Source organism: Burkholderia sp. Ac-20349 (assembly GCF_017104865.1).
In the GTDB taxonomy this organism is placed as follows: Bacteria; Pseudomonadota; Gammaproteobacteria; order Burkholderiales; family Burkholderiaceae; genus Burkholderia; species Burkholderia aenigmatica.
Genome location: NZ_JAAGPM010000003.1, coordinates 120839 through 133206 on the forward strand (window position 1 = coordinate 120839; position 12368 = coordinate 133206).

General features: G+C 64.1%; 11 protein-coding genes. 3 read left to right on the forward strand and 8 right to left on the reverse strand.

The window, feature by feature from the left end:
* Positions 1-20: 20 nt before the first annotated feature.
* Entirely contained in the window at positions 21-950 is a 930-nt protein-coding gene (locus G3N61_RS02310) for a 3-keto-5-aminohexanoate cleavage protein (RefSeq protein ID WP_011350387.1), read from the reverse strand.
* Positions 951-1090: 140 nt separating this feature from the next.
* Positions 1091-2233 carry an SRPBCC family protein gene (locus G3N61_RS02315; protein ID WP_205821326.1) on the reverse strand — a complete coding sequence of 381 codons (1143 nt, stop codon included), beginning with the start codon at positions 2231-2233 and terminating at the stop codon, positions 1091-1093.
* Positions 2234-2544: 311 nt separating this feature from the next.
* Between G3N61_RS02315 and choX the strand changes: the two genes are divergently transcribed.
* Complete coding sequence (choX, locus tag G3N61_RS02320; RefSeq protein WP_205821329.1) at positions 2545-3492, forward strand: choline ABC transporter substrate-binding protein; 948 nt, start codon at positions 2545-2547, stop codon at positions 3490-3492.
* A gap of 109 nt (positions 3493-3601) precedes the next feature.
* The gene (locus tag G3N61_RS39375; protein WP_346778535.1) at positions 3602-3997 is read left to right on the forward strand and encodes a hypothetical protein; all 396 of its coding nucleotides are present in this window, start codon (positions 3602-3604) and stop codon (positions 3995-3997) included.
* Between the two features lie 66 nt (positions 3998-4063).
* Here the strand turns inward: G3N61_RS39375 and G3N61_RS02330 are convergent, their stop codons facing one another.
* The 5 genes from G3N61_RS02330 to G3N61_RS02350 all read right to left on the reverse strand — a co-directional run bounded on the left by G3N61_RS02330 (position 4064) and on the right by G3N61_RS02350 (position 9909).
* Positions 4064-5212, reverse strand: a complete 1149-nt coding sequence (locus G3N61_RS02330) for a branched-chain amino acid ABC transporter substrate-binding protein (RefSeq protein WP_205821331.1) — start codon at positions 5210-5212, stop codon at positions 4064-4066.
* A gap of 108 nt (positions 5213-5320) precedes the next feature.
* Complete coding sequence (locus tag G3N61_RS02335) at positions 5321-6061, reverse strand: glutamine amidotransferase (protein ID WP_205821333.1); 741 nt, start codon at positions 6059-6061, stop codon at positions 5321-5323.
* Between the two features lie 22 nt (positions 6062-6083).
* Positions 6084-7523 carry an aldehyde dehydrogenase family protein gene (locus tag G3N61_RS02340; protein ID WP_346778536.1) on the reverse strand — a complete coding sequence of 480 codons (1440 nt, stop codon included), beginning with the start codon at positions 7521-7523 and terminating at the stop codon, positions 6084-6086.
* An 8-nt stretch (positions 7524-7531) separates the two neighbouring features.
* On the reverse strand, positions 7532-8458 hold the full coding sequence (locus G3N61_RS02345) for an NAD(P)-dependent oxidoreductase (RefSeq protein WP_205821337.1): 927 nt from the start codon (positions 8456-8458) through the stop codon (positions 7532-7534).
* Between the two features lie 50 nt (positions 8459-8508).
* Positions 8509-9909: an FAD-dependent oxidoreductase gene (locus G3N61_RS02350; protein ID WP_043185304.1), complete on the reverse strand. Its 1401-nt coding sequence runs from the start codon at positions 9907-9909 to the stop codon at positions 8509-8511.
* Positions 9910-10213: 304 nt separating this feature from the next.
* On the opposite strand from G3N61_RS02350, the gene G3N61_RS02355 reads away from it, so the two are divergent.
* Positions 10214-11260: a GlxA family transcriptional regulator gene (locus G3N61_RS02355; RefSeq protein ID WP_205821339.1), complete on the forward strand. Its 1047-nt coding sequence runs from the start codon at positions 10214-10216 to the stop codon at positions 11258-11260.
* A 45-nt stretch (positions 11261-11305) separates the two neighbouring features.
* Here G3N61_RS02355 and G3N61_RS02360 read toward each other — a convergent pair whose 3' ends face one another.
* Positions 11306-12358, reverse strand: a complete 1053-nt coding sequence (locus G3N61_RS02360) for a proline racemase family protein (RefSeq protein ID WP_043185307.1) — start codon at positions 12356-12358, stop codon at positions 11306-11308.
* Between the last annotated feature and the right edge of the window lie 10 nt (positions 12359-12368).

Genomic DNA, 12368 nt, shown 5'->3' on the forward strand with positions numbered 1-12368 from the left:
GGAAAGATGTTCGACCGCCGTCAGAATCCAACCTGGTCGCGGCCCTTCAGGCCCAGCCGCGCGCGGGCTTCGGCGGGCGTCGCGACCGTGAAGCCGAGCTCCTCGACGATGCGCCGGATCTTGCGGACCTGATCGGCGTTCGACGCCGCCAGCTGGCCGCGATCGATGTACAGGTTGTCCTCGAGCCCGACGCGCACGTTCCCGCCCATGACGGCCGACTGCGTCGCGAATTTCATCTGGTTGCGCCCTGCAGCGAGAACGGACCATTCGAAACCGTCGCCGAACAGGCGTTGCGCGATGCTGTGCAGATGGCTCAGGTTGTCCGTATCGGCTCCCATCCCGCCGAGGATCCCGAAGATCATCTGGATGAAGAACGGCGGCTTCAGCAGCCCCTTGTCGACGAAATACGCGAGGTTGTACAGGTGGCCGAGGTCGTAGCACTCGAACTCGAAACGCGTCCCGTGCGTCTCGCCGAGTTCGCGCAGCGTGTACTCGATATCCTTGAACGTGTTCTTGAACACGAAGTCGCGCGTCATGTCGAGGAACGCAGGCTCCCAGTCGTGCTGCCATTCGGCGTGTTTCTGCAGCATCGGGAAGATGCCGAAATTGAGCGACCCGCAGTTGAGCGACGCCATCTCGGGCTTCGCGACGAGTGCCGCTTCCAGACGCTGTTCGAGCGTCATGCCGAGGCCGCCGCCGGTCGACACGTTGATGATCGCGTCGCTGTTCGCCTTGATGACGGGCAGGAACTGCATGAACACTTTCGGGTCGGGCGTCGGCCGCCCGGTTTCCGGGTCACGCGCATGCAGATGGATGATCGAGGCGCCGGCTTCGGCCGCCGCGATCGATTCCGCCGCGATCTGCGCGGGCGTGATCGGCAGGTGGGGCGACATGGTGGGTGTGTGGATGCCGCCCGTTACCGCGCACGTGATGATGATGCTGTTCGACATGGAGATGACCTTGACTGTGCAGGGTTGCCGGTGTCGCCGCGATCCCGTTCGCCACGACACACCGGTGTTCGCAAAACGATGCGAGCGCGCCGCCATCGGTCCGGCAAATTGCCGGCGTTCGACGGCATGACGCGACCGCGTTACTTCAGCGCGTCCTGATAGGCCTTCAGCACCAGCCCGTGGAAGTGATGAAGCGCGTGCTCGCTCATGCCCGACTGCTTCGGATCGCTCACGATCCGGCCGCTTTCGAACGCGGGCGTGCTCATGCCGCGCTGCACGCTCTCGACCAGGTCGATGTCCTCCTGCTGCAGCACGTCGCGGATGTAGTTGATCGCCTCGATCTCCTGCGGCGTCGGCTCGGCGGATTCGAAGTAGAAGTCGTAGGTCTCGATCGTGCGATCGGGCGCCACCGGGATGATGTTCAGCACGAGGAAGTTCGCGCGGCCCGGATAGCGCAGCAGGCACGTGTTGGGCCAGACCCACCACACCGCGTGGTCGTCGCAGGTCGCGCCTTCCACGCTGTAGGCGGTATTGCCGGTATTGCCGCCTTTCGCCATGTGGCTCGAGTAGATCCCGTGCGTCGTCACCTTGTAGGTGTCGAACTGGAGCAGGCTCACGAAATCCTTGTGGGCGGTCGGGCAGTGGTAGCACTCGAGAAAGTTGTCGACGACGTTCTTCCAGTTCGACCGGATATCGAACTGCAGACGGCGCGCAAACGTCAACGTGTCGACGTCCGGCGCGAACCGGTCGATCTCGGCTTTCAGGTCTCCGCTTTGCGACGCGAGCGACGCGGCGGCCGGGTCCATGTTCACGTACACGAACCCGCAGAACTCTTCGACCTGCACTTGCGACAGGCAGATCTCTTCTTTCCTGAAGTCGACCAGCGTCTCCGTCATCGGCGCCTGGCGCAAGCCGCCATCGAGGTTGTAGCTCCACGCGTGATACGGGCACGTGATCACGCGTGCCTTGCCTTCGCCGGCAAGCAGGTGGTGCGCGCGGTGCTTGCAGACGTTGTAGAACGCGCGCAGGCCACCGGCCCGGTCGCGCACCACGGCAATGCTCCGGCCAGCCACGTCGGCCACATAGTAGGCGCCCGGCTCGCGCACCTTTTCCGCATGACACACCCACTGCCACGACCGGCGGAAAACGGCGTCCATTTCCGCGTCAAAGTACTTCGGGTCCGTGTAGCACTTCGCATTCAGCGTCGACGAGGCGGCGACGTCCTTCGCATTGAATGCACGGCCGGCGATCTCGAGGTCCTGCTGCGCGAGACATTCGCTCATTGCATGCTCCTGAAAGGGGGACGGGAATTTCGATTCGGCAAGTTGCGCTTCGGTGCTGAAGTTACGCATCGGCGATTGCCTTCGCAAACGATGAAAAAAAAGCCATTTGCCCCAAAAAAACTTGGGCTGGACCCAGGCACGCGCGGCAACGTCGCGAGCCGGCCGATTTTCATAACTTGATGTCGCAATTGCCGGTTTCCCGTTCCGGCGGCTTCGCTAGCATGGTGTGCATGCGTGGTCCCACTCTTCACGCGTGAACCTGGGTGTCTTTCGAAACCCTTGCCCCGTCACCCCTTACTCCCGGCCCGATCATGAAATCCAGAATGGCTCGCATGCTGGCAACGCTGGTCATCGCGTCGTCGCTGCCCGGCATGGCTTCCGCGCAAGACGACGCAGCGTGTCGACCGGTGCGGCTCTCGAACATCGGCTGGACCGACATTACGGTCACCACGGCGCTTGCGTCGCTGCTGTTCGAGAGTCTCGGCTATCGCCCGACGACGACGCTGTCGTCCGTGCCGATCTCCTTCGCCGGACTGAAAAGCCGCCAGATCGACGTGTCGCTCGGCTACTGGTGGCCCATTCAGGACAAGCAGATCCAGCCGTTCCTCGACTCGCATGCGTTCGTCAAGCTCGACCCGCCGAACCTGTCCGGTGCGAAAGAGACGCTCGCCACGGTCGACTACGCGTACCGGGGCGGGCTCCGGTCCTTTGACGACATCGCCAGGCACCGTGCCGAACTCGACGGAAAGATCTACGGTATCGAACCGGGCAGCAGCGCGAATGCCACGATTCAGCGGATGATCGACAACAACGAGCACGGCCTGCGCGGGTTCAAGCTCGTCGAATCGAGCGAAGCCGGCATGCTGGTCACCGTCCAGCGCGCGGTTCGCGAAAAGAAGTGGGTGGTGTTCATCGGATGGGCGCCTCACCCGATGAACATCCAGGTGCCGATCCAGTATCTCGCCGGCGGCGACGCGTCGTTCGGCCCGAACTATGGCGAAGCGAGGGTGTATACGCTGACGGCCAACGGCTTCGCTCAACGCTGTCCGAATGCCGGGCGGCTGGTCTCGAACCTGCGCTTTACGACCGACATGGAAAACCGTTTGATGCTCGACGTGATGAACAAGACCCGGCCGGATGACGCGGCAAGGGCGTACCTCCGGCAACATCCCGACGTGCTCGACGGCTGGCTCGACGGTGTCACGAGTTTCGACGGGAAGAACGGGCTGGCCACGGTGAAAATGGCGCTCGGACTATAGAGGGCGCGGGCGACACACATCGCCCGCTTCGCAAACGGAACACCGGAGAAAACGATGGCCGATCGATGGAAGGGTTTCCTGCTCCGCCTGCCGGCGCTTGCGATTCACTGTGCAGCGCTGCTCGCCCGGCATCCGCTGGAGCGATGGTGCTCGATGGCGGATGAAGCGAGGAACCGGCGATGAGGCGGCCGGCCGACGAGGTCTCGCGATTGCGCGCCTCGTGCCCGTAGGTGCCCGACATCCCGCAGCACCCGGTCGCCTGAACCTGCAAACGCAGCCCTCGTCGCGCGAACACCTGCGCTCATTGCTTGCCGCTGTCGGGCGCGTTGGTCTTCTCGGTGTCGCGGTCATCACGAAGCTGATCGGCACGCTGGCCGCGCACGAGATCGATTTCCGGTGCATGATCCGGCAGATGCGGATCGAACCGAAACGGCCACGTGGCGGCAGCGTGTTTCCTGCGGCGGGCAAATCGCGTGCGCGGAAAACCGCGAAAGCCGACGCGTGAATCGCGGATTGCGTCGACAGCGGCACGGACATGGCCGCCCGACACGATCACGCGACCCAGCCGGCGCTACTCCGCCCCGATCGTCGTCACCGGCGCCCAGCGGCCGCTCTTTACCTGATAGAGCGTCGACGTCGGATTCTTCAGATCGCCATTCGCGTCGAACGCGATCTTTCCCGTAATACCCTCGTAGTGCGTGGCACGCAGCGCCGGCACGAACTCCGCTGGCTTCGCGGAATTAGCCTGCTTCATCGCGTTGATCGCCACCCACGCGCAATCGTACGCAAACGGCGCATAGGTGAGGATGTCCGCACCGAACCGCTTCTTGAACTTCTGCTCGAACACCTTGCCTTGCGGCAGCATGCTGATCGGCCGGCCGTATTCCCACGCCATCGCACCTTCGGCGGCCGGTCCGGCCACGTTGACGAAAATGCTGTCCGCGATGCCGCCGCTGCCGACGAATTGCGTGCGCATGCCGAGTTGGCGCATCCGCTTCGTGATCAGTGCCGCCTGATTGTCGCCACCCCCGTAGAACAGCATGTCTACGTTCGCCGCCTTGAGGTTCGTCAGCTGCGCGCTGAACTCGACCGCCTTGTCGTTCGTGTACTCTGCGGCGACGATCGTGCCGCCTGCGGCCGCGACGGCCTTCTTGAATTCCTCGACCGCCCCTTGGCCGAATGCGGTGCGGTCGTCCATCACCCCGATCCGCCGGGCCTTCATGACCGTCACCGCATACTTGCCCGCATTGCCGGAATTCTGGGTGTCCGTCGCGATGATGCGGAACACGGTCTTCAATCCCTGGCGCGTGATGGCTGGATTGGTCGCAGCCGGATCGATCAGCGGGATGCCGGCCTTCGCGAAGATCGGCGCGGACGGCAACGCAACGCCCGAGTTGTAGTACCCGACAACCGCGACTACGCCGTCATCCACGAGCTTCTGCGCGACCTGAACGCCAATGCGCGGATCGGACTGGTCATCCACTGAATCGACCTCGAAGCGGACGTCCTGACCGGCCAGCTTGATGTGCTGTGCATTGGCCTCCTCGACCGCGAGACGCACGCCATTCTCGAGATCCTTGCCGTTGGCGGCGTTGATCCCGGTAAGTGGGCTCGATACGCCGATCCTGACTACCTGCTGTGCATTGGCCTGACTACAAGCGGCGGATAAGGCGATGACGCTGACGGTCGTGGCAAGCACTCTCTGACGAAAATTGAGCATGAGTTCAACTCCGGTGACTGAAGGAATCGGCAAGACGCTTGCCGTCGGCCAGATTTCAATTCGACTTCAACTAAAAGCGTCGTCCCGACTCGGCCGACGACCGCACGCTCACGTACGCGAGCGACAAAGCTTGGCAAATACGAGTAGCAGGCGCGCGCTGTCTGCCGTCGGCTGAACCTCGGCGTGCAGGTGTGCCGGGTCAAGACCATCCTGCGTTAGCGCGTCCACATACGCGTCGATATAAAAACGCATGACGAGTTCGGAAAACTCCGGATGAAATTGCACGCCCCACGCCCGGTCACCCACCCGGTACGCCTGGTGCGAATCGGCCGCCGAGCCGGCAAGCACACACGCATTCGCCGGCAGGCGCAGAACGGACTGCCAGTGCACGCAATGCGCTGGAAACTGTCGCGGTAATGCGCCGAACAGCGGGTCGCCGTCGGAATCCGCATTGCGCGTCACCGATACCGTCCCGATCTCGACACCTTGCGAACGCCGGCCGACCTCACCACCCAGCGCATCGGCCAACAGCTGATGCCCGTAGCAAACGCCCAGTACCGGCAAGCCCTCGGCGACGATCCGCGCTAGCCACGGGCGCAAGCGCTCGCTCCATGGCAAGCGGTCCGTCACCATGCTGCTGGATCCTGTCAATATCACGCCGGCCAGAGCATCGGGTTCCGGCAGCGCCGGGCGGGCCGCGGCGTCCAGAATCCGCACGGGAAGATCCCAGTCGGCCACTGCATCGCGAAACCAGTGCTCGAAATCCCCCCGTTCCGACGACAGCCCAGGAAAGGTGGAGCCCAGCTTGACCACGACAAGCGGTTGAGTATGCGATGCAGTGCCGGACATGTCGGAAGCCTAGTGACGGACGTCAGGAAAGTTGATACGCGGTTTTCACCCGCGTAAAGAACTGCCGCGCATACGTCCCCTGCTCGCGCGGCCCGAGACTCGAACCGCGATTGCCGCCGAACGGCACGTGATAGTCGACGCCCGCGGTCGGCAGGTTCACCATCACCATCCCGGCCGACGAGCGGCGCTTGAAATCTTCCGCATGCTTCAGCGACGTCGTCACGATGCCGGCGGACAGGCCGAACGGCGTGTCCTCCGCGGCCGCCAGCGCCGCTTCGTAATCCGCGACCTTCAGCACGGCCAGTACCGGCCCGAAGATCTCCTCGCGGTAAATACGCATGTGCGGCTGCACATCAGTGAACAGCGCCGGTGAGAAATGGTAGGCACCCTTGCCGTTATCCAGATGTTTGCCGCCGCATACCAGCGTTGCGCCCTCCCGTACACCCGCCTCGACATACGACAGGTTCTGCTCAAGCTGACCCGGATCGACGACCGGCCCGATATCGGTATCAGCGCCGAGCGCATCGCCCACGCGCAGTGCGCTCGTGCGTGCGGCGAGCCGTTCGACGAACGCGTCGTGAATGCCCGCCGTCACGATCACTCTCGAACTGGCCGTGCAACGCTGGCCGGTCGAATGAAACGAACCGCTCAGCGCCACCTCGACGGCGACGTCCAGATCGGCGTCGTCCAGCACGACGAGCGGGTTCTTGCCGCCCATCTCCAGTTGCACGCGCACCAGCCGCTCGGCCGCGATCCGCGCGACCTGCCGCCCGGTGCCTTCGGAACCGGTGAACGTGATCGCGTCGATCTGCGGCGAACGCAGGATGGCGTCGCCGACGGTGCGACCCGGCCCGATCAGCATGTTGAAGACCCCGGCCGGCAACCCGGAGCGCGAGATGATTTCCGCCAGCGCCCACGCCGACGAAGGCACCAGTTCGGCCGGCTTGAACACGACCGCATTGCCGTACGCGAGCGCCGGCGCAATCTTCCACGCCGGGATCGCGATCGGGAAGTTCCACGGGCTGATGACGCCCACCACGCCGACCGGCTGCGTGAACACGTCGATGCCCACGCCCTCCCGCACGGAATCATATTTCTCGCCGTTCGCGCGCAGCGCCTCCTGTGCGTAGAACTTGAACGAGTGGCCGGCCCGGTCCACTTCGCCCAGCGCCTCGCGCACGATCTTGCCTTCCTCGCGCGCCAGCAGTTCGGCCAGTTCCTGGCGGCGCGCGAGAATCTCGCTACCGATGCGATCGAGGATATTGGCGCGCACCTGCGGGTTGCTCCGGCGCCATGCGCGGCTTGCTTTCGCGGCAGCCTGAATCGCCTTCTCGGCAAGCGCCGCGTCGGCACGGGAGAACCGATCGACGATCTCCGCGGGATTCGACGGATTGCGGTTTTCGAGGCACTCGGCCTGGCTGTCGTGCTCGACGAACGCGCCGTCGACGAAGCTGGTCTTGATGATGGAGGTCATGCGGTTACCTTCTGGATGGCAAATTGCGGCGTCTCGCCGTTCGCGAACTGAACGATGTTGCCGAGCGCCTTGTCGATCAGGCCCTGCATCGCGTCTTCGCTGCTCCACGCGACGTGCGGATTCAGGATGAAATTGTCCAGGTCGATCAGTTGAAAGACCGGATCGTCGATGTCGACCGGCTCGTTCACCAGCACGTCCAGCGCCGCGCCGCCGAGCCGGCGGCCGAGCATCGCGTCGATCAGCGCCGCTTCGTTGACGATGCCGCCGCGCGCGGTATTGATCAGGATTGCGTCGCGCTTCATCTGCGCGAGCTCCCGTTCGCCGAGCATGTCGCGCGTTTCGTCGGTCAGTGGCACGTTGACGGACAGCACGTCGCTGCTCGCAAGCAGTTGCGCGAGCGGCACGAATCCGGCGCCGCGAAACTCGCCGCCCTTGTCGTAGAACAAGACGTTCATGTCGAGGCCGCGTGCGAGCTCGGCAAGCCGGCGCGCGATCACGCCATTGCCGATGATCCCGAGCGTCTTGCCCGCCACGTCGCGGATGCGGTGATCGAAATAGATATTCTTCGGCGCCTGTTCGCCGCGATGGATCCTCTGCATCGTCCGGTGATAGCTGCACGGCCTGCGCAGCAGCTCGAACATCATCGCGATCACGTGTTCGGCCACCGTGTTGGCCGCATACCCGGGCACGTTCGTCACCACGATGTCGTGCTCGTGGCAGTAGTCGAGATCGACGATATCGGTACCGGTCAGCGCCAGCGAAATCATCCTGAGTTCCGGTAGCTGACGCAGATGCTCGGCACGCAGCGGCACGCTGCAGGTCAGCGCGACGGTTGCGTCCCGCAGCCGCGCGATCAGGTCCTGCGGCGACGTATAGCTGTAGCTGGTCCACGTATGCTCGAACGGCAGCTGTGGCACTTTCACCGAAGGCGCGATGCCTTCATGGTCGAGAAAAACGACGTGATGCGACATGGTCATCCCTTGCTAACGACTTTTTTCGGCGCATAGCCGGCGGGCGCCAGCGACGTGAGGAAGTTGGTCAGCGTACTTGCGTCGCGATCCCGATCTTCCAGCGACTCCTTGCGCACCAGCGCGTTGCGCACCATCCGCGCGCCGACGAAGCGGAACGGCTCCGGCGGCAGCAGCTTCATCTTCTGGTTGACGAGGCCGCATTTGGCCCATTCGTCATTGGCCTCCTCGACCAGCGACTTGATGATCCGGCTGGCAAATACCGTGGGGCCTACGCCGGCGCCGGAAAAGCCGATACCGAACACGATGTCGCGATGGCCGCCCAGATAGCCGAAGTTGGGCAGCCCCTTCATCGCGCGGTCCAGCGGCCCCGTCCAGCTGCTGACGACAGGCACGTCGGCCAACTGCGGATAGAACGAGCGCATTTCGGCGGTGACGCCGTCGACCGCCGGGCACGGTTTGTCGTACAGATCGCCGATCCGCGATGCGAACGCGAACTGCCCCAGCGGCTTGCCGAACACGATGCGGCCGTCCGGCGTGTTGCGCCAGTAGTTGAGCACCGTGCGCGAGTCGCTCACGCAGACGCCGGTCCTGAACCCCGTCGCATCGAGCCGTGCCTTCATCGGCGCGGTGGCAATCATGTCGCTCGACATGACCACGAACATCCGCTTGAGCTCGGGGAATTGCGCGCCCCACGCATTCATCGCGATCACCACCTTCTTCGCGCGCACCTGGCCACGCACGGTGTGCACGACCGGCGGCTTGCTGCGCTCGAGGCGGGTCATCGGCGTCTTTTCGTAGATGCGCACGCCCAGCTCGATCGCCACGCGGCGCAGGCCGCGCGCCAGCAGCGCCGGCTGCACGGTCGCGGCATTGGGATCGAAAATGCCCGACAGGATGCGCAGCGAGCCGGACTTGTCGCGGGCCTCGTCGGGGGTCAGCGCCCGGAACGGGTTGACGCCATGCTTGTCGAGGCTCTCGGTCAGGACCCGCCACGAGTCGTGCTGGCGCGCGTTGCTGGCCGTCCACAGCCAGCCGTCCTTTCGGAACTGCGCGTCGACGTCGTGCTCGCGGCAGAATGCGCCGATTTCGTCGATCGCCGATTCGGCGGCCTCGCAGATGCGCCGCGCTTCGGCTTCGCCGCAAATGCTCATCAGCGAAAGATATTTGGCCCACCAGTTGTTGACGAACCCGCCATTGCGCCCGCTCGCGCCGGCGCCGCAGCGGTCCTTTTCGATCACGACGATGTCGAGGCCCGGCGTGGCCTTCTTCATCCGGATCGCCGACCACAGCCCCAGGTAACCACCGCCGATGATGCACACGTCGGCCTGCGTCGTTTCCTCGAGCGCGGGCGCCAATGCACACTCGCGATCCAGCGCCTGTGCGTACCAGAAACCTCTGTACATGTTCGTATGCCCCGATAGAAATCAATCAATACAGGGGCAGATTTTCCGGTTGCGGGATCGGCTGGGCTATCACGGGAAGGACAATTCCTAGAATGCGGCGCGCGGTGCGGCCTAGGAATTTCCCTAGGGCGGAACGCGCATTTCGTCGCGCCGGCACGTGGCGCGCCGGGAACGTTTCCGGCCCCTTTCAGGCTGTCCTTCCCGTTATATTTTTAGGTGTTTTTGCCACATACAGGACAGCGGCAAACTCGTACACTTCGCTCCATACGGCATGCCGGAATCTCATCTTTTTCGGGGATGAGCGATGAATACAGAAGACGAAGAGTATGGAGACGGAAGCCAGGATGCCGAAGAGGCGCCGCCCGGTCGGCCCGATCTGCGGGTCGGCTTCATCCTGATGAATCAGTTCACGCTGGTCCCGGTGGCCGGCCTGGTCGATTCACTGCGATTCGCCGCGGACAAATCGTTCCGCAGCCGGCAGATCTACTGCCAGTGGGACTGGATGACCTTCAACGACCAGCCGGTCTCGGCGAGCTGCGGCATGCCGATCCTGCCCACCAAGCGGCTGGAGGCGCTCGAATCCTACGACTACATCGTGATCGCCGGCGGGCTGCTCGGCGAAACGCGCAATCCGCCGGGCTGGCTGCTCGATGCGCTGCGCAAGGTCCATGCGGCCGGCATCCCGATCATCGCGCTGTGCTCGGCTTCGTTCGTGCTCGGCAAGGCAGGGCTGCTCGACGGCCGACGCTGCGCGATCCACTTCACGATCCGTGACGAGTTCACCGAACGTTTCCCGCGCGCCACCGCGCTGATCGATAGAAGCTACGTGGACGACGAGGGCATCATCACGTGTCCCGGCGGCACCGCGATCGATCTTGCCGCCAACATGATCCGGCGTCATTGCGGCGAGATCCGCGCGCAGAAGGGGCTCAAGTATCTGCTGGCGGATGCGGCGCTCGACACCGCGCCCGAGCGTGAACGCGACAGCGAGCCGCACGTGTACCAGAACGAAATCGTGCGCAAGGCGATCGTCTTCATGCGGGCCAATCTCGGCTCGACGGCCACGCTGAAGGAAGTCGCGGATCATGCGGGCACGAGCCCGCGGCAGCTGCATCGCGCGTTTCTCAACAACACGAACGACGCGCCCGCAAACTACTGGAGAAAGCTCCGGCTCGAGCATGCGCGCAAGCAGCTGGCGGACACGAGCCGCAACGTGACGACCATCGCGATCGAGTGCGGATTTTCGGATGCATCGCACTTCATCCTGTGGTTCCGCAAGCAGTACGGCGAGACACCTTCCGTGTACCGGAAACGCCGGCACGAAGTGGAGCGGCTGCTGGGGACGACCTGATCCGGCGGCGTGGCCCGGCATCGCGCCGGGCTACCTGCCGCGCCGTCAGGCCCAGATGTCGCCAATCGTGAATCCTTCGGTGAACGGATCGTCGTGATCCAGCACGAAGGTATTCAGCCCGTAAATCCAGCTCGTCCCGGTCACGGTCGGCACTACGGCCGGCTTGTCGCCGATGGTCGTCTCTTCGACGAGCCGCCCCGTGTACACGTTGCCGACGATCCCCTGGTGGCGGAAGTCCCGGTTCAGCGGCAATTCGCCCTTCGCATGCAGCACCGCCATCTTCGCGGAGGTACCGGTGCCGCACGGGCAGCGATCGAGCGCGCCGGTCCAGGTGGCCGGGTCGTCCCACGAGAAAGCGCCCGATGCCATCGTCACCACGTTGCGCCAGTCGGCTTTCGGATCGTCCGTCGGGCCGGACAGCTGCGAGATCGTGATGCCCACGCCCGGGTAATCGGGATGCGCAACCGGCAACTGTTCGATGGCGGCCTGCCGGATCATCGACGAGACGCGTGCGATCTCCGCCCCGTGTTGCGGGATCAGTTGCAGGCCCTTGAACTGCCGGACGTCAGCGATCACATAGAACATCCCGCCCCAACCGACGTCGACCGTCACCTTGCCGAGATGCGGCACGTCGATCACGGCATCGAGATGCGCGGCAAACGCGGGCACGTTCCGGAACGTGACGCTCTTCACCTTGCCGCCGCTGCACTCGGCCTTGACGCGGATCAGGCCGGCAGGCGCTTCCAGCACGAGTTCCGTGACCGGCTCCTGCATCGGCAGCATCCCCATTTCGAGCAGGACCGTCACGACCGATATCGTGTTGCCGCCCGACATCACCGGATACTCGATCTGCTCCATGATGATGTAGCCGGCATCGGCCTCCGGATGCGACGGCGGCACGATGATGTTGCAGCAATGCGCGGGATAGCCGCGCGGCTCCCGCAGCATCAGTTTGCGCAACTGGTCGTCGTTTTCCTCCAGCCACTTCATCTTCTCGTAGACGGTGTTGCCGGGAATATGCGGCACGCCGCCCGTAATGACGCGCATCGGCGTACCCGCATGCGTGTCGACCGCGTGAATCGTTCTCTTGAATGTCATCTTGCCACCT

What these genes read in the sequence shown, in the direction of transcription:
- G3N61_RS02355 (WP_205821339.1), top strand. Translation starts at nt 10,214, where the DNA reads ATGAATACAGAAGACGAAGAGTATGGAGACGGAAGCCAGGATGCCGAA.
- choX (WP_205821329.1), top strand. Translation starts at nt 2,545, where the DNA reads ATGAAATCCAGAATGGCTCGCATGCTGGCAACGCTGGTCATCGCGTCG.
- G3N61_RS02350 (WP_043185304.1), bottom strand. Translation starts at nt 9,909, where the DNA reads ATGTACAGAGGTTTCTGGTACGCACAGGCGCTGGATCGCGAGTGTGCA.
- G3N61_RS02310 (WP_011350387.1), bottom strand. Translation starts at nt 950, where the DNA reads ATGTCGAACAGCATCATCATCACGTGCGCGGTAACGGGCGGCATCCAC.
- G3N61_RS02335 (WP_205821333.1), bottom strand. Translation starts at nt 6,061, where the DNA reads ATGTCCGGCACTGCATCGCATACTCAACCGCTTGTCGTGGTCAAGCTG.
- G3N61_RS02315 (WP_205821326.1), bottom strand. Translation starts at nt 2,233, where the DNA reads ATGAGCGAATGTCTCGCGCAGCAGGACCTCGAGATCGCCGGCCGTGCA.
- G3N61_RS02360 (WP_043185307.1), bottom strand. Translation starts at nt 12,358, where the DNA reads ATGACATTCAAGAGAACGATTCACGCGGTCGACACGCATGCGGGTACG.
- G3N61_RS02330 (WP_205821331.1), bottom strand. Translation starts at nt 5,212, where the DNA reads ATGCTCAATTTTCGTCAGAGAGTGCTTGCCACGACCGTCAGCGTCATC.